The following is a 23,157-nucleotide window of genomic DNA, read 5'->3' on the forward strand; positions in this document are numbered from 1 at the left end:
CACCATCGTCGGAACGCCGCCCGCAGCAAGCCGGCTCCTACAAGGGCGATTACATTTTTAAGGATTTGCCATGATTCCCAATGACGAACAACTGCAGATCAGCGAAGCGGCCCGGCAGTTTGCCCAGGAACGGCTGAAACCGTTCGCCGCCGAATGGGACCGTGAGCACCGTTTTCCCAAGGAAGCCATCGGCGAAATGGCTGAACTGGGCTTCTTCGGCATGCTGGTGCCCGAACAGTGGGGCGGGTGCGACACCGGTTACCTGGCCTACGCCATGGCCCTGGAAGAAATCGCCGCCGGCGACGGCGCCTGCTCGACCATCATGAGCGTGCACAACTCGGTCGGCTGCGTGCCGATCCTGAACTACGGCAACGACGACCAGAAAGAACGCTTTCTCAAACCGTTGGCCAGCGGTGCAATGCTCGGCGCCTTCGCCCTGACCGAACCGCAGGCCGGCTCCGATGCCAGCGGCCTGAAAACCCGTGCGCGCCTGGAAGGCGATCATTACGTCCTGAACGGTTGCAAACAGTTCATCACCTCCGGGCAGAACGCCGGCGTGGTGATCGTGTTTGCAGTGACGGACCCGAGCGCCGGCAAACGCGGGATCACCGCACTGATCGTGCCGACCGATTCACCGGGCTACAAAGTCGCCCGCGTCGAAGACAAACTCGGCCAGCATGCGTCCGACACCTGCCAGATTCTGTTCGAAGACGTCAAAGTGCCGGTGGCCAACCGCTTGGGCGAGGAGGGTGAAGGCTATCGAATTGCCCTGGCCAACCTCGAAGGCGGCCGCGTCGGTATCGCTTCGCAATCGGTGGGCATGGCCCGAGCCGCGTTTGAAGCGGCGCGGGATTACGCCCGTGAGCGCGAGAGTTTCGGCAAACCGATCATCGAGCATCAGGCCGTCGCGTTCCGCCTCGCGGACATGGCGACCCAGATCGCCGTCGCCCGGCAAATGGTGCATTACGCCGCCGCGCTGCGTGACAGCGGCAAACCGGCGTTGGTCGAAGCGTCCATGGCCAAACTGTTTGCCTCGGAAATGGCCGAAAAGGTCTGCTCTGCAGCGTTGCAAACCCTCGGCGGTTACGGTTACCTGAACGACTTCCCGCTGGAGCGGATCTACCGCGACGTGCGGGTATGCCAGATCTACGAAGGCACCAGCGATATTCAGCGCATGGTCATTTCGCGCAGTCTTTAAGAAGGAGTCCATTGTGAGTTACGAAACGATTTTGCTGGAAATCCACGGCCGTGTTGGCCTGATCACCCTGAACCGTCCGCAGGCGCTGAACGCGTTGAACGCGCAGATCGTCAGCGAACTGAACCACGCCCTCGATGGCCTGGAAGCCGATTCGAACATCGGTTGCATCGTGCTGACCGGCTCGAAAAAAGCCTTCGCCGCCGGTGCCGACATCAAGGAAATGGCTGAGCTGACCTACCCGCAGATCTACCTCGACGATCTGTTCAGCGACAGCGACCGCGTGGCCAACCGCCGCAAGCCGATCATCGCTGCTGTGAACGGTTTTGCCCTGGGCGGTGGTTGTGAACTGGCGCTGATGTGCGACTTCATCCTCGCCGGGGACAACGCGAAGTTCGGCCAACCGGAAATCAACCTCGGCGTGTTGCCGGGCATGGGCGGCACCCAGCGCCTGACTCGCGCCGTCGGTAAGGCCAAGGCGATGGAAATGTGCCTGAGCGGGCGTTTGATCGATGCGGTTGAAGCGGAGCGATGCGGGATCGTCGCGCGAATCGTGCCAGCGGATGAATTGCTGGAAGAAGCGCTGAAAGTCGCCGCGTTGATCGCCAAGAAATCGTTGCCGATTGCGATGATGGTCAAGGAAAGCGTCAACCGCGCCTTCGAAGTGAGCCTGTCGGAAGGCGTGCGCTTTGAGCGTCGGGTGTTCCATGCGGCGTTTGCGACGCAGGATCAGAAGGAAGGGATGGCGGCGTTTATTGCCAAGCGTGAGGCGGAGTTCGTCGGTAAGTGATGTAGCGTTCTCACGGACGTCTTCGCGGGCAAGCCTCGCTCCTACGGGTTATGTGTTGTTCATGCGAACACCGATAACCTGTAGGAGCGAGGCTTGCCCGCGAAGCTTTTTAAGGTTCACACCAGATAATTCTTCAACTCTCGGGCAATCACCATCCGCTGAATCTCGCTCGACCCTTCATAAATCTGCGTGATCCGCGCATCCCGGTAGTAACGCTCCACCGGGTAATCCTCCAGATACCCGTACCCGCCATGAATCTGCATCGCTGACGAGCAGACCTTCTCAGCCATTTCCGAGGCAAACAGCTTGGCCTGCGAAGCCTCCGACAGACACGGCTTGCCGGCACTGCGCAACCGCGCGGCATGCAGGATCATCAACCGTGCAGCGTTGAGTTGCATGTGCATGTCGGCCAGCATATTGGCGATGCTCTGGTGCTCGATGATCGGCTTGGCGAACTGCACGCGATCACGGGAGTAGGCCAGCGCCGCTTCGAATGCGGCACGCGCGATACCCAAGGCCTGCGCGGCGATGCCGATGCGTCCGCCTTCGAGGTTGGAGAGGGCGATGGCCAGGCCTTTACCGCGTTCACCCAACAGATTGGCTTCGGGGATGGTGCAGTTGCTCAGGGTCACCGCGCAGGTATCGGAGGCGCGAATGCCCATCTTGTGTTCGGTGCGATCAACGATGAAACCGGCGGTATCGGTCGGCACCAGAAACGCCGAGATGCCACGCTTGCCCAGGTCCGGATCGGTCACGGCAAACACAATCGCCAGTTTCGCCCGTTTGCCGTTGCTGACGAATTGCTTGGCGCCGTTGATCACCCACTGGCCGTCGCGCAGTTCGGCGCGGGTGCGCAGGTTATGCGCCTCGGAACCGGCTTGCGGCTCGGTCAGGCAGAAGCAGCCGATGGCCTTGCCGCTGGCCAGATCCGGCAACCAGGTCTGTTTCTGTTCGTCGGTGCCGTAGTTCATGACCGGCCCGCAACCCACGGAATTGTGGATGCTCATCAGTGCGCCCGTGGCGCCGTCGCCGGCGGAAATCTCTTCTACCGCCAGGGCGTAGGCGACGTAATCGACATAAGTGCCGCCCCATTCCTCGGGCACCACCATGCCCAGCAGCCCCAGTTCGCCCATCTTCGCCACCAGACCGTCGTCGATCCAGCCGGCCTTTTCCCAGGCTTGCGCGTGGGGCGCGATTTCGCCGCGGGCAAAGTCCCGGGCCATGTCGCGGATCATGACTTGCTCTTCGCTCAATTCGATATCGTGCATGGCTCAGCTCCCGCTCCGGTCAAACCCTGTGAAAAAACTCGCGACGTGTGCGGCGTCCAGCGCCTGCAAGGTCGGCGGATTCCAGCGCGGGGTCTTGTCTTTGTCGATCAGCAAGGCGCGCACGCCTTCGATCAGGTCGCCGCGCTCGAACCACTGACGGTCCAGGTGCAGCTCCAGGGCAAAACAGTCTTCCAGACTCAGGTGCCGACCGCGCCGCAGCATTTCCAGGGTCACGCCCATGGCCAGCGGTGAACGGCTTTGCAGCAGGTCGGCGGTGGTGGTCGCCCATTCATGGCTGTCGGCAACCGTGACGTTGCGCAGTTGTTCAACAATACCCGGCACATCGGGCAGGGCGAAGAAGTGATCGATAGCCGGGCGCAGCGCTTCCAATGGCGCGTCCGGCAGTTGCTGCACGGCGAGTCGGGCCAGCAGGCCTTGCAGGTCCTTGAGCGGCGTGTCGTGCCATTCCAGCTGATCGAGTTTTTCGTCCAGCGTCGCCAGTTTGCTGCTGTCCAGATACCAGTCGGCCAGGCCGCAATAGAGCGCATCCGCCGCACGGATCTGCACGCCGCTGACGCCCAGGTAGATCCCCAGTTCACCGGGGATGCGCGGCAGGGAGTAGCTGCCACCGACGTCCGGGAAATAACCGATGGCCACTTCCGGCATCGCCAGGCGGCTTTTCTCGGTGACCACGCGTAAATCGGCGCCTTGCACCAGGCCCATGCCGCCACCCAGGACGAAGCCGTCCATCAGGGCGAGAACCGGTTTGCGGTAATGGTGAATCGCGAGGTCGAGGGCGTATTCCTCGACGAAGAAGTCTTCGTGCAGGGTGTCGCCGTTTTTGAAGCTGTCATACAGCGAGCGGATGTCGCCGCCGGCACAAAAGGCTTTTTCGCCGGCACCGCGCAAGACCACGGCGTGAATGTTCGAATCCTGCGCCCAGGCGTCGAGCTGACGCTGCAGATTGCGCACCATGTCGAGGGTAATGGCGTTGAGGCCGGCGGGACGGTTGAGGGTCAGGTGACCGATATGGTTGCGAACCTCGGCCAGCACGTCGTTTTGCGTGGCATCCATGGACGAAGTCCACTTCGATGAAACCTGAGCAGTCATCACTAACTCCCTGCTTTTATTGTTCTTTATAGAGAAGCTCGCGCGCGAGCGATGCTGGATCGTAACAGTGCAAATTTGCCTAGTACAACCCGGATATGTGCAGGTCTCGTGTGCATTTTTGTAATAGCGCTGAAGAACTTCCCTCTCAAGACCACCGCGGGCCGCGCTCACGACCGAATCGGCTGTGAAAACAGCCTTATCAGCGCAATCGGGGCGTCTGGAGCGGCCCTTACGACACCTGCAACAGGTTATCTGTTGGCATTCTGGCCGTGCTTTTGAAGCCGTCTGTGCCGAGGGTTTCAGGCTGGAGGCCGCAACGTGCGGCCCCTCGAACAAAACAATAAGAACGCTGTTGCGGCTCGCGCCGCACCGACTCTCTGTTCCTGCCCATAAAGGCGGTCCGGTTCGCCAGGCCGCGATAACTCCAAACAAATCGGGACTCAAGAAGATGAATATCAAATGGCTGACTTTGCCGACACTCGCGCTGCTGTGCTGCACCACCGGCGCCTATGCCAAGGAATGGAAAGAGCTGCGATTCGGCGTCAACCCAAGCTACCCGCCTTTTGAGTCAACCACCGCCGATGGCGGCGTGCAGGGCTTTGGCGTGGACCTGGGCAACGCGATCTGTGCCGAGCTGAAACTGACTTGCGTGTGGGTCAGCAATGATTTCGACGGGCTGATTCCGGCCCTAAAGGCCGGCAAGTTCGACGCCATCGAATCGTCGATGACCGTGACCGAGCCGCGCAAAAAGCAGATCGACTTCACCGACCGTCTGTACGCCGGGCCGACCGCCATCGTTACACGCAAGGACTCCGGGCTGCTGCCCACCGCCGAGTCGCTGCGGGGCAAGACCATCGGTTACATGCAGGGCACGATTCAGGAAACCTACGCCAAGGCCAAACTGGGGCCGGGCGGCGTGAAGCTGCGCGCTTATCAGAATCAGGATCAGGTGTACGCCGACCTGGTTTATGGCCGTCTCGATGCGTCGATCCAGGACAAGCTGCAAGCGCAGATGAGCTTCCTCACATCGCCACAGGGGGCTGACTTCCAGAACAGCGAAGGCATCAGCGACCCGTTGGTGCCGTCGGAAATCGCCATCGGCGTGCGCAAGGACAACGAAGAACTCAAAGGCATGCTCAATGCCGCCATCAAGGCCCTGCACGACAAGGGCATCTACGCACAGATCCAGCAGAAGCATTTCGGCGATCTGGACCTCTACAACAACTGATCCTCGCGCCCCAAGACACTGTGCCGTGAACCGGCACAGTGTTTCATCGTGGGCGCCTCAAGACAGGTGACTGGCGTGAATTCCTTCCTGAATCTGATCGGGCTCGATGTTTCGGCCCTGCAAGGCTATGGCCCATTGTTGCTGCACGGCACCTGGGTCACGCTGAAACTGTCGGCGCTCTCGCTGCTGGTGAGCATGGCGTTGGGGCTGCTCGGCGCGGCGGCAAAGCTGTCGCCGCTGAAGCTGTTGAACCTGCCGGCAACCTTCTACACCACCTTGATTCGCGGTGTGCCGGACCTGGTGCTGATGCTGCTGATTTTCTACAGCCTGCAAGGCTGGCTGAGCAGCCTGACCGAAGCGATGGGCTGGCCGTACATGGAAATCGACCCGTTCGTGGCCGGGATTATCACCCTCGGGTTTATCTATGGCGCGTATTTCACCGAGACCTTTCGCGGGGCGATCCTCAGCGTGCCGCGTGGACAGCAGGAAGCCGCGGCGTGTTTCGGTTTGAACCGCTGGCAGCGGTTTCGCTTCGTGGTGTTTCCGCAAATGATGCGATTTGCCTTGCCGAGCCTGGGCAACAACTGGCTGGTGTTGCTCAAGGCCACGGCGCTGGTGTCGATCATCGGCCTGTCGGACCTGGTCAAGGTCGCGCAGGAGGCCGGTAAAAGCACCTTCAACATGCTCGATTTCCTGCTGATGGCGGCGGCGCTTTATCTGCTGATCACCAGCGCGTCGAACTACGCCTTGCGTGTGTTGGAGCGACGTTACAACCAGGGCGTACGGGGGATGGCGCGATGATCGAGTTGATTGCCGAATACTGGAAACCCTTTCTGTTCAGCGACGGCGAGACCCTCACTGGCCTGGCGATGACCCTGTGGTTGCTGGTGGCGAGCATCGCGATGGGGTTTGTCCTGTCGTTGCCGTTGGCGATCCTGCGCACCTCGCGCTGGGGCTTGCTGCGCTGGCCGGTTCAGCTGTTTACCTACGTGTTTCGCGGTACGCCGCTGTATATCCAGCTGCTGATTTGCTACAGCGGGATCTACGGCATCGCGGTGGTGCGCTCGCAGCCGCTGCTCGAAGCGTTCTTTCGCGACGCGATGAATTGCACGCTGCTCGCGTTCACCCTCAACACGTGCGCCTATACCGTGGAAATTTTTGCCGGGGCGATCCGCAGCATTCCCTACGGTGAAATCGAGGCCGCCCACGCTTATGGCTTGAGCGGCTGGCGCCTGTACCTGCGACTGATCCTGCCCTCGGCGCTGCGCCGGGCGTTGCCGTATTACAGCAACGAAGTGATTCTGATGCTGCACGCGACTTCGGTGGCGTTCACCGCAACCATTCCAGACATTCTCAAAGTCGCCCGCGACGCTAACGCTGCGACCTTCATGACCTTTCAGGCGTTCGGCATTGCCGGCCTGCTGTACCTCGCGTTGTCGTTTGGCCTGGTCGGCGCATTTCGCCTCGCGGAAAAGCGCTGGCTGAGCTTTCTCGGGCCGACTCATTAATCCAATTATCCAGAGCAGCGCCGAATCGGGTGCTGCTGCAGGGGTGTCTGCATGTACAAACTCACGGTTGAAAATCTGTATAAACGTTTTGGTGACAATGAAGTGCTCAAGGGCGTCTCGTTGAATGCGCGGGCAGGGGACGTGGTGAGCATGATCGGTGCCAGCGGTTCAGGCAAAAGCACCATGCTGCGTTGCATCAATTTTCTGGAACGGGCGGACGAGGGCGCCATCGAACTCGACGGCGAGCGGGTCATCACTCGCCCGGGTGCGGGTGGTATGCGCGTCGCCCATCCGGCACAGTTGCAGCGTTTGCGCACGCGCCTGGCGATGGTGTTCCAGCATTTCAACTTGTGGAGTCACCTGACCGTCCTGGAAAACATCGTGCTGGCGCCGTGCCGGGTGCTGGGCATCAGCCGCAAGGCGGCTGAGGAAAGTGCACGGGCTTATCTGGACAAGGTCGGCTTGCCGCAGCGAGTCGCCGATCAATACCCGGCGTTTCTGTCCGGTGGGCAGCAGCAACGGGTGGCGATTGCCCGGGCGCTGGCGGTGGAGCCGGAAATTCTGCTGTTCGACGAGCCGACCTCGGCCCTTGATCCGGAGTTGGTCGGCGAAGTGCTCAAGGTGATTCAGGCACTGGCGGAAGAAGGCCGGACCATGTTGATGGTGACCCACGAAATGGGCTTTGCCCGGCAGGTGTCGAGCCAGGTGTTGTTCTTGCATCAGGGGCGGGTCGAGGAGCAGGGTGATGCGACGATCCTCGACCGGCCAAACAGTGAACGTTTGCAGCAATTCCTATCGGGTCGTTTGAAGTGAGGCAAGACGTACATGGCGGATATCCGCGATCTGTCGATCGTGCTTGATCGTATCGATCAGGCAATCATTGAAGTGCTGCGCCATGAAGGGCGCATCACTTACCAAAAGCTTTCGGAGCGCGTGCACCTGACCCCCAGGCCATGCCTGGAACGGGTGCGCAAGCTTGAACAGCTCGGGGTCATTCGCGGTTACGGGGCGATCCTCGATGAGAAAAAACTGACACCGGGGCTGTCTTTGCTGGTGTTGGTGGCGCTGTCGAATCAGAGCGGGCGGGCGGCGCAAAAAGCCTTCGAAGCCAAGGTCCGTGCTTGCCCGCAGGTGCTGGAGTGTCGCTTGATCAGCGGCGCGTTCGACTACAGCCTGCGCATGCGTTGCCGCGACATGGAACATTACCGGGTGCTGACCGAAGTCTGGTTCGACGACCCGGAGCTGCACATCGACAAACTGGTCAGCCACCCGGAACTGGCGATGGTCAAGACCACGATGGAGTAGTGAACAAGCCAGTCCCCTGTGGGAGCGAGACCGGCTTGCCGGCGATAGCGGTATGTCATCCAGCAATAATGTTGTCTGACACACCGCAATCGCGAGCAGGCTCGCTCCCACATTTGGTTCTGGGTGTTTGCCGAATCGGCTGGAGGGGCCGGAATCTTCAGCCGTTTCCATCACCTTAAAAACCCTTATCAACCGGGTTTTCCCGCTCCCGAAACAGACAATGAGCCTCTCTCAACCCTCATTGAATCTGTGCCCATGCAAACCACCAATACCGTTTTGATGATTCGCCCGACACGTTTCTCTTTCAATCAGGACACGGCGGCGAACAACCGTTTTCAGCGCCCGGCCGCCGTGTCCGAAGACGTTCAGCTCAAGGCCCTGCAAGAATTCGACGGCTACGTTGCCGCACTGCGCGGGCAAGGCGTCGAGGTCCTTGTGCACAACGACCTTGAAGCCCCGCACACGCCAGACTCGATCTTTCCCAACAACTGGTGGAGCAGCCACCCCGACGGCACGTTGGTGCTGTATCCGATGCAGGGCCACAACCGGCGCCTGGAGCGGGATAAAGGTGTGCTCGACTGGCTGCGCGACGAATACCGGGTCGAGCAGTTGCTGGACCTTTCCAGCCTCGAACAGCAGGAAGTCTTCCTTGAAGGCACCGGCAGTATGGTGCTGGATCGTCAGCAGCGGATTTGCTACGCCGGCTACTCCACCCGCACCCACGCCCGGGCGCTGGATGAGGTGGTCAACCATCTGGGTTACGAGCTGTGCGCGTTCACGGCGCAGGACCGTCAGGGCGTCGCGATTTACCACACTAACGTGATGATGAGCGTCGGTACGCGGCTGGCCATTGCCTGCCTGGCATCGGTCACGAACCCGAGCGAACGCCGGGTCCTGCGCTCGCGGCTGGAAGACAGCGGCAAGCAAGTCATCGCGCTGAACTGGAGCCAGTTGGAATCCTTTGCCGGCAACATGCTGGAAGTTCAAAGCAGTGCGGGCGACCCCGTGCTGGTGATGTCACGTACCGCCTGGCAAGCGTTGGACACCAGTCAGCGTCGGTTGATCGAGGCCCACACCACGCCGCTGCCGGTGAACATCGACACCATCGAACGCATCGGCGGCGGCAGCGCCCGCTGCATGTTGGCCGAAGTATTCCTGCCCAAACACCTGACTGCCAAGGAGCAAGTGCGATGATCGTCCGTCCCGCCACACCGGCTGACCTGCCGGCACTCCTGGCCCTGGCTCATAGCGCCGGGACCGGTTTGACCACCTTGCCTGCCGATGCACCGCGTTTGCGCCAGCGTCTGGAATGGGCCGCGAAAACCTTTGCCGGCGACGCCGAGCGTGCCGATGCCGACTACTTGTTTGTGCTGGAAAACGACCAGCAAGAAGCGATCGGTATTTGCGCATTGGCCGGTGCCGTCGGCCTGCGCGAGCCCTGGTACAACTATCGAATGGGCTTGTTTGTCGCGGCGTCGAAAAACCTCGGGATCAATCAACAACTGCCGACGTTGTTCCTGGGTAACGACATGACCGGGCAATCGGAGTTGTGCTCACTGTTCCTGCACGCCGATCATCGCAGCGGCCTGAACGGGCGCTTGTTGTCGAAGGCGCGGTTCCTGTTTCTCGCAGAGTTCCGTCAGCACTTCGGCGACAAGGTCATTGCAGAGATGCGCGGCTACTCGGACGAAGCGGGCATTTCACCGTTCTGGGAAGGGCTGGGGCGGCACTTTTTCAAGATGGACTTTGCCGATGCCGATTACCTCACCGGCCTGGGCAACAAGACCTTCATCGCGGAACTGATGCCCAAGTTTCCGCTGCCGACCTGCCTGTTGCCGGAAGCAGCGCGCTCGGTGATTGGCCGCGTCCATCCCAACACCGAGCCGGCGCTGGGCATGCTTCAGGCGGAAGGATTCGAACACCGCGACTACATCGACATTTTCGATGGCGGGCCGCTGATTGAATGCTCCACCGCCGACATCCGCGCGGTGCGTGACAGTCAGGTACTGCAATTGAGCATTGGCACCCCCGGAGAACAGGCGGCGACTTACCTGATTCACAACCGCCAGTTTGCCGAGTGCCGGATTACCGCAGCACCGGCGCGGGTGGCGGCGGGCACGTTGATTGTCGATGCCCAGACCGCAAAAACACTGGGGTTGAGTGTCGGTGCATCGGTGCGGGCGGTGAGTCTGGCGGTGCCGGCCAAGCAATTATCTGCGGCGTGACTCGAACCTTCAGGAGCGAGACTGCTCGCTCCTGAAGGGGTCTGTAGGGTGTCAGGTTCTGCGGCTAAGGACTTCAGTGATACTGCGCCGTTTGGCATGCAACTCACTGGCTTGAATCAACTGCTCAAGGTCTTCGGGCGTGACGTCAAAGAACGCTTCCATGTCCGCCAGCGCCCGTTTCAGATCCTGGGCAGTGATCGCCTGGCTGTCGATGGGCGGGTGATCGGCCGGCACCATCGGCACCGGTTCACTGGCGCGTCTTGGGTAACGAATGCGCGTCAGGTTGTTGTATGCCAGCGCGCTGAGCAACATCGTCGAGGCGCCGAGCATTACCGGGGCGAGGGCTTTCCAGTCCAGGGCGATGGTCGCCGGGTCTGCCAATACCAGCAGCAACGCCAAGGCACCGGCCGGCGGATGCAGGCAACGCAGCCAGCACATCAGGATCAGCGACATGCCCGCGGCCAGGCAAGCACTGCCAAGGGTTCGTCCGAGCACGTGGGCGACCAACAATGCGATCACTCCTGCGCTCAAGTAACCGCCGAGAATCGACCAGGGTTGCGCCAACGCGCCGGAGGACACTGCGAACAACAGCACTGCCGAGGCGCCCAGCGGACCGATCAGGTGCTGCGCCACTTCGATGCCGAAAACCTGTGAGCACAGCCAGACGCTGAACATCGTACCGAGGGCCATGCCGATGGCGGCGCGGCTCCATTCAGAAGGTCGGGTATTGATGGCGGCGGGGAACCAGCGAGCAAACATGAGGTGAACGGTCCGTTGCAAAAGTCGAGGCAAAAAAAAGGCTTAGCTGGGATACCCAGAAAGCCCTTGAAGTCGTTCCAACTATTGGGGGAGGAACGAGGCACAGTGTGCCGCTCATTCCAGACGGAGACAAATTCATATTAATGCAGTTTCAGTGCATTAATTTTGCTGTAAAGCCACCCGGCGTCCGCTCATGAAACACAGGAAACCGCCCATGGCGGTCAGCGCGCTCAGGGCATAAAACATCGTCGGCGCCGGGGTGTGCATCAACAGGAAACCGCAAATCACCGGGCTAAGGGCACCGCCCAGGGCCGCCAGGTTTTGCGCGCCGTAGTAACTGCCACGCAGTTCTTCCGGGGCCAGGGTGTCGACGAATAGGAATTCGGCGGGGTAAATGATCATTTCGCCGAGGGTGAAGATGAACATCGCGATGCACCACGACACCAGGCTATCCGCCAGGCTGAAGCCGATCAGGCCGAGGATGAACAGGCTGGTGCCACCGGCAATCCAGTAGCGCAGTTGTTCACGCTTGAGGAAACGGCCGATCTGGTATTGCAGCAGGATCACGCTGATGGCGTTGCAGGCGAGCAGGGCGGCCATGGTTTCCAGGGCGCGTTTGGAATCCTGGGTCACCAGCAGGTATTGCGACAGGTACAGGGTGAAGCGCCCATGGACCACGGTGCTGAGCAGGCAGCCGCAAGTGAACATAATCAGCGTGCGGTCGTTTTTCAGGGTGATCAGGGTTTTCAGAAAGCTTTGCGGCTGGCCGATCGCGGGTGTCTGGCTCGAATCTTTCGGGATCCCGCTCATCAAAAAGATGCTGAAAAACGCAATGCCGCCGGCAATCAGGAACGGCGCAATCGGGTAGACACCGGCGATGACCACGCCGAGCATCGGCCCCGTGGCGTAACCGATGTTGGTCAGGGTGTAGCGCAGGGAAAAGGCCTTGGCGCGCTGACCCATGGGCAGGTTTTCGCTGAGGATCGCCTTCGAGCCAATCAGGAACAGCGCCGAAGCGGTTTCGGTGATCACCAGGGTCAGGGTGGTCAAGTAGAGGTTTTCGGCGAAGGTCAGCAGCACGAAACCAATGGCGCTGGAGAGCATGGCGAGGATCAGCAGCCGGCGTTTTTCGAGGCGGTCGATGATGTAGCCGCCGTAGAGCGCGAGCAGGGTGGCGATGAACACCGCGATGCCCAGCAGCAAGCCAACGTCCTGTTGGTTGAGGCCCAGTTTGTTGCTCAGGAACAACGTGAGCAACGGGCTGGTGATGGCGCGGCTGACGACGATGGTCAGCGATACGATCATCAACCGGCGGATAACAAGCGAGTAAGTGGCCACGGTGGGGCAAATGTCCTTATTCAGATTTCAGGGTGTTCGACGATGTACCGTGTCGCGCCATTCGCGGGCAAGCCTCGCTCCTACACGGTTGCGCTGCCCCTGTAGGAGCGAGGCTTGCCCGCGAAGAGGCCCGCACAGGCAACGCAAAATTCAACTCAACCACCGATCCAGCGAACCAACCGATTCCAGCGTTTCCAACCGCCACAACTGCCCGATCAGTTCCTCTGCCTGCGACCTCGGCATCACCCGCACCGCCAGACTGAAAAACTTCTGCTCCAGCGCGTCATCACTCAACGGATTACCCGGCGCACCCAGTGGCGGGTCGACGCACAGGCTCGCCTGCCGACCGTCCACCGTCCGCACGCTCACCACGGGCTCGCCATCCTCTGACAGTTGCGGGTCCACTACAAGACGAATGCGCGACATCCACAGCGCAATCTGTGGAACACGCCGTTGCTCCTCGTCATACGCCTCCAGCCGGCAATGCCCATGGACCAAGCGTGCGGCGAGGGCGTACGGCAAGCTCATCTGCGCCGCCGCGAGGCTGCTCACCTCCTGAGCGCCGCACATGTCTTGCAGAAACCCGCACAGCGAAACCTCAAGGTCTTCAACCTGATCGACATCCACCTGCAGTTGATCCAGCAACAACCCCAACGCGTCGATGGCCGAATGCGTGCCACGGCATGAGGCGTACGGCTTGATCGAACAGCGGCCGAGCTTCCACACGACGCCCAGGTCGGCATCCAGTGCTTCAGGTTGTGAAGACGCCCCGGCCAGGGTTTTCAGAAAACCGCCCCAGACATCATCGAACAGCTTCGACGGCCCGGTGATGCCTTGCTGCGCAAACCGTGCCGCCAGCAATCCACCTTCGGCGGCGCGCCCGCTGTGCAGTTTTTTACTCTGTGAGCCGTCGTGGATGAAGGCCCACAAGCCGCCGCTGAAACTGCCGGCAATGCCCAGTGCCGAGAGCATTTGTCCGGCGTTCAAACCCAGGATGCGTGCACTTGCCGCCGCCGCGCCATACACGCCGCAGGTGGCGGTGGAATGCCAGCCGGCGCCGTTGTGCGCCGAATAGCCGCCACAGGCTTCGAGCACGCGGCGGCCGACTTCGTAACCGATGACCACCGCCGTGATGAACTCGCGACCACTGACAGGCCGCGTGGACATCGAAACAGCGGCCATCACCGCCGGCAGCACCACCGCGCCGGAATGGTCACAGCCACCGGTGTCGTCCAGTTCCAGCGCATGTGCGGCGACGCCGTTGAGCATTGCAGCCTGAGCGGCGCCGACCTGCAGGTCCGCACCCCAGACCAGCGTGCCGCCGGTTTCACCGGCGAACACCAGGCGCGCCTGTTTCGCCACATCACTATCAGCCCCGGCCAGCGTCGCGCCAAAGGTGTCGAGAATGTGCCGTTTGGCTTGTGCAACCAATGCCGGGGGCAAGTCTTCAAATCGTGTGTCGACGCAAAACTGCGCCAGTCGTTGCAAGCGCTCGGTCATAGGAGGTAGTCCCGATAATGCCGTTCGTACACTGACGCCGGGTGATCCTCTGTCACAGGCGTCGCGGAATCGGCCCACCACTGAGCGACTTCGGCTCCGGTGGCGATCCACACATCGTTGTGTTGCTGAATGCCCTGCAGCAATTCGCGCAACACGCCGATCCGTCCCGGCGTGGCAATGATTTCCGGGTGCAAACGCAGCACGTAACACAGCCCGAAGCGGTGAAACCCGGCGAAGTCCATTTGCAGGTTGCCCAGGGTGTGGCTGTAGGAAGCGATCCGCGATTGCGCCGGCGGCACCGCCGGGCTCAGGTTGAACGCGAAGTAGGGTTCGTCTTCCAGCTCGTAGTGCAAGGGCAGTTCAATCACCTGCGGCGCAGTGGGATGCGCGAACGGCAAATCATCGCCGCGCCAGGAGGATGACCAATGAATGCCTTGATCCCTCAGCGCCTCGATGAACCCCGGCGCGCCATTGCCGGCGGGGATGCGAAACCCCGTCGGGCGCTGGCCGGTCAATGCTTGCAGAGCCTCGCAGCCGGCGGCAATTTCGGCGCTCTGCTGCGCCAGATCGAGGGTGTCGTAGTTTTGATGGCGATACCCAGCGCAGGCAATTTCATGCCCTCCGGCCTGAATCGCCTGGAGGTGTTCGGGGTTTTCTTCGGCGACGATGCCAGGGATAAACCAGCTGCTGCGAACCCCCAGTTCCTTGAACAAACCCAGCAGACGCTCGACGCCGCGCTGGCTGCCGTAACGCCATACAGACAGTGTCTTGTCGCGCCCGGCGACTTCCGGCGCCTGGGTGAGAATCCCGTGAATGTCGTTGTAATCGACGGTCAGCACCACGGCGCAGCGATAGCCGTCGGGCCAGACGATGGAATCAGCCATGGTGATGCTCCTTCAGCCACCACTGGGCGACGTCGCGGCAAGTGGCAAACCACACGTCGTCGCGCTGACGCATGTGTTCGAAAAGTTTTTCCAGCAACAGGATGCGTCCCGGTTTGCCGGTGATCTTGGGGTGGAACAGGGTGGTCAGGCACAACCCTTCATTCATGGCGCCGTCGTACTCGCGGCACCAGTTGTCCAGAGTCAGCTCGTAGCTGGCCGTGCGGTCCAGTCCCGAAGGAAAGTCCGGCGCGCGGGTGTAGGCGAGGGAGGCGTAGTCGTCCATTTCCCAGCGACCGGGGATTTCCACCAGTGGCGTGTCGAACCCCGGCACGTTCACCAGGTACGGTCGGTCGTCGCCGCGCATGCTGCTGGAGTAGGTCACGCCGGCTTCCACCAGCATCGCCGGGGTCTCGGCGCGCCAGTCGCCGGACGGCGTGCGGAAACCTTCGGCGCGGATGTTCAGGTGTTTCCAGAACACCTCGCGGGATTTCTTCATCACGTCCTTTTGCTGGTCCAGCGTCAGGGCGTAAAAGGATTCGTGTTTGTAGCCGTGGTACGCCACTTCATGCCCGCGCTCGACAATCGCCTGGCACTGTTTCGGCCAGTTCTCCACGACCCAGGCCGGAACGAAAAACGTGGTCGGAATGCGGAATTCGTCGAGCAGGTCGAGGATCCGTGGCAGCGCCCGGTAAGGGCCGTAACCACCAAAACCGAAGTACTCGGGCTTGTGCCAGATCGAGCCGTTGAGCATCGCATCGCCGGTGGGGCCGTCGAGGTCGAAGGCCAGGGCAAGGCAGGCCTTGTGCTGGTCGGGCCAGGTTGGGGAGGACGACATCGTTGTTGCTCCGTTCTCAATAGTCGAAACGCAACCAAACCTGTAGGAGCCGGCTTGCTGGCGATGGCGGTGTGTCAGCCAACATTCATAGCGACTGATCCACCGCTATCGCCAGCAAGCCGGCTCCTACAGGGCAAGCATTACTTGCCGGCGTTGATGGTTGCCGTCTTGATTGCGCCCAGCTCCAGGTCCCATTTTTTCAGGATGGTCTGATAGCTGCCGTCATCGATCATGCTCTGCAACGCAACCTTCACCGCTTCGCTCAGCTCAGGCTTTTTGTTGCTCAGGCCCATGCCGGAGAACTGCACGGAAATCGGCTGGCCGACCGTTTTGTACATGTCCTTTTCCTGAGTCTTCAGGTACGACAAGGTCTCGCTGCCTTGCATCGCGGCATCGATACGGCTCTGACGCAGTTGCGCACGGGCATCCGCCGAGCCTTCGGTGCCGATCACCACGATGGCCGGTTTGCCGGCGGCTTCGCAGTTGGCCTTGCTGTATTCAGCGATTTCCGCCGGGAACGTGGTCCGGCGGCTGGTGCCGACTTTCTTGCCGCACAGGTCGGTGATTTCGTTGAAGTCCTTGTTCTTCTGCAGGGTGTAGAACTGCGGACCGCTGGTGAAGTAGTCGACGAAGGTCACGCTGGCCTGACGCTCTTTGGTGTCGGTCATACCCGACAGCACCATGTCGACGCGGTCGGTGGTCAGGGCGTTGATCATTTGCTCGAAGCCGGTTTCCTGCCATTTGATCTTCACGCCCAGACGTTCGGCCAGGGCGTTGCCCAGATCAACGTCCACACCGGTGAGGGTATTGGTGGCCGGGTCCTTGAAATCCATCGGCGGGTAGTTCGGCATGATCGCGACGACGATCTCGCCTTTTTCCTTGATGCTGGCCGGCAATTCGGCGGCGAAGCTGACGCTGGATGCCATCAGGCCTGCGAGTACTGCTGGGATTACGATGTTCTTCATGGTCGTTCTCTTATGTGTGTTGTTACGCCAGCCGGCGCTTAGGTTCGAACGGCAGAAATGAAGCTTTGGGTGCGCGGGTTTTGCGGACTTATTAGTATTTCTTCGGGGCTTCCTGCCTCCACGATCTGCCCGCCGTCCATGAACACCATGCGGTTGGATACTTCGCGAGCGAAGCCCAGTTCATGGGTGACGACGATCATGGTCATGCCGGATTGCGCGAGATCGCGCATCACCGACAGCACCTCACCGACCAGTTCCGGGTCGAGTGCCGAAGTGGGTTCATCGAACAGCATCAGCTTGGGCCGCATGGCCAATGCGCGAGCAATGGCGACACGTTGTTGCTGACCACCCGAAAGCTCGATCGGGTAGCTGTTGCGCTTGTCGGCCAGGCCGACGCGGGCGAGCAGTTCCAAAGCTTCTTCGTGCGCCTCCTTGGGCGAACGCTTGAGCACCTGGCACGGCCCTTCGATGATGTTTTGCAGCACAGTCATGTGCGGAAACAGGTTGAAACGCTGGAACACCATGCCGGTGGCCAGGCGTTGACGGGCGATCTGCGACTCGTTGAGTTCGTGCAGTTTGTTGCCGACGATGCGGTAACCCACCAGCTCGCCGTCGACCCACAGGCCGCCCTTGTCGATCTTTTCCAGCTGGTTGACGCAACGCAGCAAGGTGCTTTTGCCGGAGCCGGACGGGCCGATGATGCACAGCACTTCGCCTTGCTCGACTTCGATGTTGATGTCCTTGAGGGCGTGGAAATGGTCGTAATACTTGTTCAGGCTCACGGCCTTGACGATGCTTCTCATGTTCGACTCCTCAAGAACGCTTGCCGGCGCCGCGAGCGAAACGACGCTCCAGACGGCTTTGACCAAAGGACAGCACGGTGACCGTGGCCAGGTACCAGATACCCGCGACGATCAGCAGCTCCATCACCCGGGCGTTGGCGTAGTAGATGTTCTGAGCGTTGTAGAGCAGCTCCGAGTACTGGATGACGCTCGCCAGCGAGGTCATTTTCACCATGCCGATAAACTCGTTGCCGACCGGTGGAATGATGATCCGCATGGCCTGCGGCAGGATGATCCGGCGCAGCGCTTGCAGGCGTGGCATGCCGATCGACTTGGCGGCTTCGTACTGCCCGGTGTCCACCGACAGCAGACCGGCGCGCACAACTTCAGCGGTGTAGGCGCCCTGGTTGATGCTCAAGCCGAGGAGGGCGGCCACGAACGGCGTCATCAGGCTTACGGTGTCCATTTCGAACACGCCGGGGATGCCGATGGTGGGGAAGATCAGCGCCAGGTTGAACCACAACAGCAGTTGAAGGATCAGCGGCGTGCCGCGGAACAGCCAGGTGTAGGTCACTGCCACGTAGCGCAGGATCGGGTTGGCCGACATGCGCATGATCGCCGTGATCACCCCGAACACAATGCCCAGCCCCATCGCCAGCACGGCCATGACGATGGTATTGAGCAAGCCCCACATGATCGCCTGGGACGTGAGGAACTGGCCGATGTACGACCACTCGATCTTGCCTTCGGCGAAGGCCCGCACCAGGCCGATGATCGCGATGACGATGACCGTGGCGAAAAAGATCCGCCCGTAGTAACGCCGTGGCACGTGATCGTACTGGGTGATATCGAACTGGTTTTCCGCCAGTTTGCGCTCCGCCTGGAGTCGTTCTGCCTGAGTCTGGCTCATGTTGTTTCTCCGAACTGTTCTTTCAAATCCAACACAGATCCTTGTGGGAGCTAGCCTGCTAGCGATTGCGGTGTGTCAATCAGCGAATGGTTGTCAGACAGAGCCAAATCGCTAGCAGGCTAGCTCCCACAGGGTTATGCGTGGAGGCTGTTAGAGGCGGAAGCCTTGATAGTTCTCGGTCCATTCGTGTTGCGCGGCGAGGGCGGTCTTCAACCGGCCGATCTGCTCGCGTACCTGCTGCGGCGCCGTACCACCCCAACCACTACGGGCGGCGATGGCCGCTTCCAGCGTCAGGCTGTCGCGCACTTCCGGGGTCAGGCGCGGATCGATCTCGGCCAACAGTGCCGGCGAGGCTTCCCACAACTCGATGTCGTGTTTCTCACAGGCCTGAACCAGCGCGCCGGTGATTTCATGGGCTTCCTTGAACGGCACGCCGCGCACTGCCAGCCAGTCGGCCACTTCGGTCGCGAGGGTGAACCCGAGCGGTGCCTGACGGCGCAGCTCTTCAACGTTGACCTTCATGGTCGCGACCATCCCGGCCATGGCGGGCAACACCAGCAGCAAGGTGTCGACGCTGTCGAGCACGCCGTTCTTGTCTTCGCTCAAGTCGCGGTTGTACGACAGCGGCAGGGATTTCAGGGTGGAAAGCAGGCCGGTGAGGTTACCGATCAGGCGACCCGCCTTGCCCCGGGCCAGCTCGGCAATGTCCGGGTTTTTCTTCTGCGGCATGATCGAGCTGCCGGTGGCGTAGGCATCGTCCAGTGCAACCCAGCGAAATTGCCGCGAGGACCACAGGCAGAATTCTTCCGCGAGGCGGGAAATGTTGATCCCGAGCATGCTGGCGATAAACAGGAACTCGGCCACGTGATCGCGGCTGGCCACGGCGTCGATGGAGTTTTCGCACACGCCGCTGTAACCCATTTCCTTGGCCGACTGTTGCGGCAGGCGCGCGATGGCGGAACCGGCCATGGCGGCGGCGCCGAGTGGCGACAGCGAGGTGCGGATGTCCCAGTCCACCAGCCGTTGCACGTCACGCAGCATCGATTGGGCGTGAGCGAGCAAGTGGTGAGCAAAGACGATCGGTTGCGCCTGTTGCAGGTGAGTGAAACCGGGGCAGATGCTTTCGATGTGTTGTTCGGCCTGGTCGACCAGCGCTTGTTGCAAGGCCAGCACTTCGACGGCCAGGGTCCGCACGTGGTCCCGCAGGAACAGACGCAGATCGTTGGCGGTCTGGTCGTTGCGCGAACGGCCGGCGCGCAGCTTGCCGCCCAATGGGCCGAGGCGCTCGGTCAGCAGGCGTTCGATGAAGGTGTGGACGTCTTCGTCATCCAGCGTTGGCGCGATGCTGCCGGCTTTGAAGTCAGCGCCGATACCTTCCAGCGCGGCCAGCATGGTGTGGGTTTCCTGCTCGCTCAACAGCCCGGCGCGCTGCAGTTCACGGGCATGGGCCTTGGAACCGGCGAGGTCATACGGGGTCAGGCGAAAGTAGCGCTCAGGGCAACGGGACAGGGCCGCCAGGGCTTCGGATGGGCCGCTTTTGAAGCGGGCACCCCAGAGACGGTCGGTGGTTTGAGACATTGTTGTTTTCCTCGTCGGTAAAGCGAACTGAAATTGATGCGCAGAGCCGGGAAGACCCGCCGGAAATAATTCGGGCGTGGTTCGGCCTAAGCAGTTTTCAAGAGGGCAGTTGCAGCGTTGCGAGAGCTGATCGAAGTGTCAGCTTTTAGTAGTTCGAAATCAGTGAGTTGGCACTGAAGTACGGGGATTATTAGCGGTTGCCAAGCCTGGTTTTCTGTGTTCATTATTATTGGCCAGCTATGTTTTTGTTGTTGGGCACAGGTTGTTGAATAGCGCGCCAGAGGTAAATAAGCATTATGGAAACCCCACTTTCCAATTCCGGAAACCCGGCGCCAAAAACGGCGCATCGGGCGCCACTGGCCCTCAGCGGGCTGGATTTCAAACTGCTCAAAGTGTTCAAGGCCGTGGTCGAGGCCGGTGGTTTCAGTGCGGCGCAGAACGAGCTGAATGTGGGGCTGGCGGCCATCAGCAAACAGATCTCCGACCTTGAAATTCGCATCGGCATGCGCTTGTGCACCCGAGGTCGCGAGGGCTTTCATCTGACCGAAGAAGGCCGCCTGGTGTATCAGGCGTCGATTGATTTATTTGCCTCGGTCGACAACTTTCGCGACAGGCTTAGTTCAGCGCAGAACGAACTTATTGGCGACTTGGGTGTGGGCGTTATTGATAACACTATTTCCGATCTTAATTCGCCGTTAGTTGCAGCGCTTAGACGGATAAATGAAGAGTCGCCTAAAGTAAGGTTTCAACTTCAGGCGTCACAACTGGATGAAATTGAAAGAGGGGTCGTAGAGGGGCGCCTGGTGGCCGGTATCGTGCCGGTTTATCAGAAACGCGAAGAGTTCGACTATTACACGCTGTATGAAGAACGCTCGCAGGTTTACTGCGCAATCGGCCACCCGTTGTTCTCGGTGCCGGACGCAGAAATCGGCAGCAACGTGCTCAAGGATTACGAGTGCATCAACCACCGCTACGCGATCCATCGCGACAAACTGAATTTTGCCCGGTACGACAGTTTTTCCGCCTCGGCGACCCAGGTGGAAGCCGTGGCGCTGCTGATCAAGACCGGGCGTTTCGTGGGTTTTCTACCGCAGCATTACGCTGCGTCGATGGTCGCCCAAGGGCAGTTCCGCGCGGTGCGGCCGGACCTCATTCACATCAGCACACCGTTCAATCTGATCCTGCGTCACAACACCGTGCGCAGTCCGTTGGTGAAGGCGTTTGCCCAGGCATTGGGAGTGGATTTGAAGGTGCCGGTTCAAGGCTGAATCGCATCGCACAACGGCGCCCGCCGGGTAAACCGTGGGCGACTTCGTCGTTTAAAACCTGGGTTAAACGCGGGCCTGTTTCAGCAGGGCTCAATGTTGCAAAGCCCATGCGCCGATAAAACAGTTCATTCCACGGCAAGTCGCGGAACGTGGTCAAAGTCAGACCGGCGAGTTCTTGCCCGCGAGCGTATGAAACAGCGGTTAACAGTAACTTTCGACCAATGCCCCGGCCCTGAAATGGCTGGCTGACCGACAGTTCCTGAATATGCAGTTGGTTGTCGATTTCCCGCGCAGCGAGAAAACCTGCAAGTACACCTTCCGCCGATTGCGCCACCCAAACCTGCTCCGTCTCGATTGCCCGTTGATGGTGTTCGGCATCGGGCACAGGGCTGTCGGCCAGCCAGGCCAATGAAGGCTCGGCGCGAAACAATTCAGCGGCGCAACGTTCGATGTCGGGGAGGGCGGGGGCGTCAGTAATCAAGGCGCGGCGTAAAGTAATTGTCATGTCTGTCACAGGTAGGAACTGCCGAAGGTTCGGGCTGCGTTCGGTGATGGGTTGGTGGGCAACGATTGGAAATGGTCCTCCTCACGGTTGTCACCGTTCATGCGCGACGTTTGTCGGTCGGATTCAAGCGCTGCACCTCGGCAAAAATCTCAGTGATCGGTCGGCGCGGTTGGCGTTTGTGCAGGGCGCGAACCTGTAGGCTCATCCGAACGAGTTCTTCACTCGGTTTCGCCCAGTGCTCTTTCGGCAGCGGCTCGGACCATTCGCGCATTACATCGGGCATGGCCTGCGGACCCATTTTCTGCAGGCGGCGGACTTCCCATTCTACGAGGTGGTTCGGAATCGTCCACAAGGTCATGACGTGGTACAGGTACCAGAAGAATCCCGATAGCCAATTGCGCTGGCCGTCGCGCATTTGTTGGTGCAGGCGCGCGCGGGCGTTGTGGAAGGTGTGCAGGCCTTCGCGGGGCGGGTCGTCGGGGCCTTGCAGGTCTTGCAGGTCCTGGATGGATTTGAGGTCGTGGATTTCATGTTCCATGTAGCCGCGGATTGCTTCCCAGTGGCTGATGGCCAAGGAGAGGCCACAGCAGGGGAATTCGACGCTGGTCAGGGTCTCGCCGTGCTGGAAACCGATGCCCATGCCGTATTGGCGGTGGATGCCGTATTGAGTGGCGCCTTGGGCTTCGATGACCCAGGCGGAGAGGGATTCCCAGGGGACGAAAAGCGGTTCGGTGGCGCCTTCGGGCATGAAGCAGACTTCGCGGCGTTGGCGGTTGAAGCGGGTGGGGATGATGCTGAGGCGTTTTTTGTGGTTGTGGTGCCAGACGCCCAGGCCGATGAGCAGAGAAAAAAATGCGGTTAAGAGTCCGAGCTCTGAAGCAGCGAAAAAAACATCTACCGCAAACTCCCATGAGTAAAGCCACTCGTACCCAAGAACGAGACCAAAACAAAAACTAAAGAGAGGTAAAAGGAAAATGAACATCCAGGCGCCGGTGAATGGCCCGCCTAATATGACCTGCCATGAAAAAATCTGCGGCGATCCCAATCCGAAATCGATGTACACGTCATTCAGTTCCCCAATATGAGGGCCATGCGGTGGCATGGCCGTCGGCAAGGGCAACGGCGCGAGATAAGTGATCCTACCGCTGGGAAACGGCTCGACATCACCGGCGTTGCGGGATTGCACAGCAACCGGGTCAGGCAT

Annotated in this window: 23 protein-coding genes; 10 read left to right on the forward strand and 13 right to left on the reverse strand. The window is 60.5% G+C overall.

Features of this window, described 5'->3' with window-relative positions:
• Window positions 1-70 precede the first annotated feature (70 nt).
• Window positions 71-1,198, forward strand: a complete 1,128-nt coding sequence (locus KGA82_RS16750) for an acyl-CoA dehydrogenase (protein WP_008026517.1) — start codon at window positions 71-73, stop codon at window positions 1,196-1,198.
• Between the two features lie 13 nt (window positions 1,199-1,211).
• Window positions 1,212-1,985, forward strand: a complete 774-nt coding sequence (locus tag KGA82_RS16755) for an enoyl-CoA hydratase (protein ID WP_084320700.1) — start codon at window positions 1,212-1,214, stop codon at window positions 1,983-1,985.
• 116 nt (window positions 1,986-2,101) lie between these two features.
• On the opposite strand, the gene KGA82_RS16760 is transcribed toward KGA82_RS16755, so the two are convergent.
• Together KGA82_RS16760 and KGA82_RS16765 are read right to left on the reverse strand one after the other, a co-directional pair.
• Window positions 2,102-3,253: an acyl-CoA dehydrogenase family protein gene (locus KGA82_RS16760; RefSeq protein WP_008026512.1), complete on the reverse strand. Its 1,152-nt coding sequence runs from the start codon at window positions 3,251-3,253 to the stop codon at window positions 2,102-2,104.
• A 3-nt stretch (window positions 3,254-3,256) separates the two neighbouring features.
• On the reverse strand, window positions 3,257-4,363 hold the full coding sequence (locus KGA82_RS16765; RefSeq protein WP_223451347.1) for an enoyl-CoA hydratase/isomerase family protein: 1,107 nt from the start codon (window positions 4,361-4,363) through the stop codon (window positions 3,257-3,259).
• A gap of 448 nt (window positions 4,364-4,811) precedes the next feature.
• Between KGA82_RS16765 and KGA82_RS16770 the strand changes: the two genes are divergently transcribed.
• From KGA82_RS16770 to astA, 7 genes are all read left to right on the forward strand, one after another.
• Window positions 4,812-5,591 carry a transporter substrate-binding domain-containing protein gene (locus tag KGA82_RS16770; RefSeq protein ID WP_223451349.1) on the forward strand — a complete coding sequence of 260 codons (780 nt, stop codon included), beginning with the start codon at window positions 4,812-4,814 and terminating at the stop codon, window positions 5,589-5,591.
• 75 nt (window positions 5,592-5,666) lie between these two features.
• Entirely contained in the window at window positions 5,667-6,392 is a 726-nt protein-coding gene (locus KGA82_RS16775) for an ABC transporter permease (RefSeq protein WP_008038374.1), read from the forward strand.
• Window positions 6,389-7,099: an ABC transporter permease gene (locus KGA82_RS16780; protein WP_008026504.1), complete on the forward strand. Its 711-nt coding sequence runs from the start codon at window positions 6,389-6,391 to the stop codon at window positions 7,097-7,099. Before KGA82_RS16775 ends, KGA82_RS16780 begins: the two co-directional genes overlap by 4 nt.
• Before the next feature lie 51 nt (window positions 7,100-7,150).
• On the forward strand, window positions 7,151-7,912 hold the full coding sequence (locus tag KGA82_RS16785; protein WP_008038375.1) for an ABC transporter ATP-binding protein: 762 nt from the start codon (window positions 7,151-7,153) through the stop codon (window positions 7,910-7,912).
• Window positions 7,913-7,924: 12 nt separating this feature from the next.
• Window positions 7,925-8,404: an Lrp/AsnC family transcriptional regulator gene (locus KGA82_RS16790; protein WP_008026500.1), complete on the forward strand. Its 480-nt coding sequence runs from the start codon at window positions 7,925-7,927 to the stop codon at window positions 8,402-8,404.
• Between the two features lie 255 nt (window positions 8,405-8,659).
• Window positions 8,660-9,598, forward strand: a complete 939-nt coding sequence (ctlX, locus tag KGA82_RS16795) for a citrulline utilization hydrolase CtlX (protein ID WP_223451351.1) — start codon at window positions 8,660-8,662, stop codon at window positions 9,596-9,598.
• Window positions 9,595-10,629 (forward strand): arginine N-succinyltransferase, encoded by a 1,035-nt coding sequence (astA, locus tag KGA82_RS16800; protein ID WP_223451353.1) that lies wholly within the window; start codon window positions 9,595-9,597, stop codon window positions 10,627-10,629. The genes ctlX and astA overlap by 4 nt, the downstream gene beginning before the upstream one ends.
• Before the next feature lie 51 nt (window positions 10,630-10,680).
• Here the strand turns inward: astA and KGA82_RS16805 are convergent, their stop codons facing one another.
• The 9 genes from KGA82_RS16805 to argH form a co-directional block, all read right to left on the reverse strand.
• Entirely contained in the window at window positions 10,681-11,388 is a 708-nt protein-coding gene (locus KGA82_RS16805) for an HPP family protein (protein WP_223451355.1), read from the reverse strand.
• A 159-nt stretch (window positions 11,389-11,547) separates the two neighbouring features.
• Window positions 11,548-12,726: an MFS transporter gene (locus KGA82_RS16810; protein ID WP_008026490.1), complete on the reverse strand. Its 1,179-nt coding sequence runs from the start codon at window positions 12,724-12,726 to the stop codon at window positions 11,548-11,550.
• A gap of 150 nt (window positions 12,727-12,876) precedes the next feature.
• The gene (locus KGA82_RS16815; protein ID WP_223451356.1) at window positions 12,877-14,226 is read right to left on the reverse strand and encodes an MmgE/PrpD family protein; all 1,350 of its coding nucleotides are present in this window, start codon (window positions 14,224-14,226) and stop codon (window positions 12,877-12,879) included.
• Window positions 14,223-15,110, reverse strand: a complete 888-nt coding sequence (locus tag KGA82_RS16820) for a polysaccharide deacetylase family protein (protein ID WP_223451358.1) — start codon at window positions 15,108-15,110, stop codon at window positions 14,223-14,225. Before KGA82_RS16820 ends, KGA82_RS16815 begins: the two co-directional genes overlap by 4 nt.
• Entirely contained in the window at window positions 15,103-15,945 is an 843-nt protein-coding gene (locus tag KGA82_RS16825; RefSeq protein WP_008038392.1) for a polysaccharide deacetylase family protein, read from the reverse strand. The genes KGA82_RS16820 and KGA82_RS16825 overlap by 8 nt, the downstream gene beginning before the upstream one ends.
• 140 nt (window positions 15,946-16,085) lie before the next feature.
• Window positions 16,086-16,910, reverse strand: a complete 825-nt coding sequence (locus tag KGA82_RS16830) for an ABC transporter substrate-binding protein (protein ID WP_008026483.1) — start codon at window positions 16,908-16,910, stop codon at window positions 16,086-16,088.
• A 38-nt stretch (window positions 16,911-16,948) separates the two neighbouring features.
• Window positions 16,949-17,713 (reverse strand): amino acid ABC transporter ATP-binding protein, encoded by a 765-nt coding sequence (locus tag KGA82_RS16835; RefSeq protein ID WP_008026481.1) that lies wholly within the window; start codon window positions 17,711-17,713, stop codon window positions 16,949-16,951.
• A 10-nt stretch (window positions 17,714-17,723) separates the two neighbouring features.
• Window positions 17,724-18,602 (reverse strand): amino acid ABC transporter permease, encoded by an 879-nt coding sequence (locus KGA82_RS16840; RefSeq protein WP_008026479.1) that lies wholly within the window; start codon window positions 18,600-18,602, stop codon window positions 17,724-17,726.
• Window positions 18,603-18,752: 150 nt separating this feature from the next.
• Window positions 18,753-20,180: an argininosuccinate lyase gene (argH, locus tag KGA82_RS16845; RefSeq protein ID WP_223434211.1), complete on the reverse strand. Its 1,428-nt coding sequence runs from the start codon at window positions 20,178-20,180 to the stop codon at window positions 18,753-18,755.
• A 296-nt stretch (window positions 20,181-20,476) separates the two neighbouring features.
• Between argH and KGA82_RS16850 the strand changes: the two genes are divergently transcribed.
• Window positions 20,477-21,448: a LysR family transcriptional regulator gene (locus KGA82_RS16850; protein ID WP_223451360.1), complete on the forward strand. Its 972-nt coding sequence runs from the start codon at window positions 20,477-20,479 to the stop codon at window positions 21,446-21,448.
• Here the strand turns inward: KGA82_RS16850 and KGA82_RS16855 are convergent.
• A complete protein-coding gene (locus KGA82_RS16855; protein WP_223451366.1) occupies window positions 21,351-21,953 on the reverse strand; it encodes a GNAT family N-acetyltransferase in 603 nt (200 codons plus the stop codon). The two genes, KGA82_RS16850 and KGA82_RS16855, sit on opposite strands and share 98 nt — an antisense overlap.
• 97 nt (window positions 21,954-22,050) lie before the next feature.
• Complete coding sequence (locus tag KGA82_RS16860) at window positions 22,051-23,157, reverse strand: hypothetical protein (RefSeq protein WP_223451367.1); 1,107 nt, start codon at window positions 23,155-23,157, stop codon at window positions 22,051-22,053.

Origin of the sequence: Pseudomonas sp. BF-RE-22, assembly GCF_019956155.1 — a bacterium.
GTDB lineage: Bacteria > Pseudomonadota > Gammaproteobacteria > Pseudomonadales > Pseudomonadaceae > Aquipseudomonas > Aquipseudomonas migulae.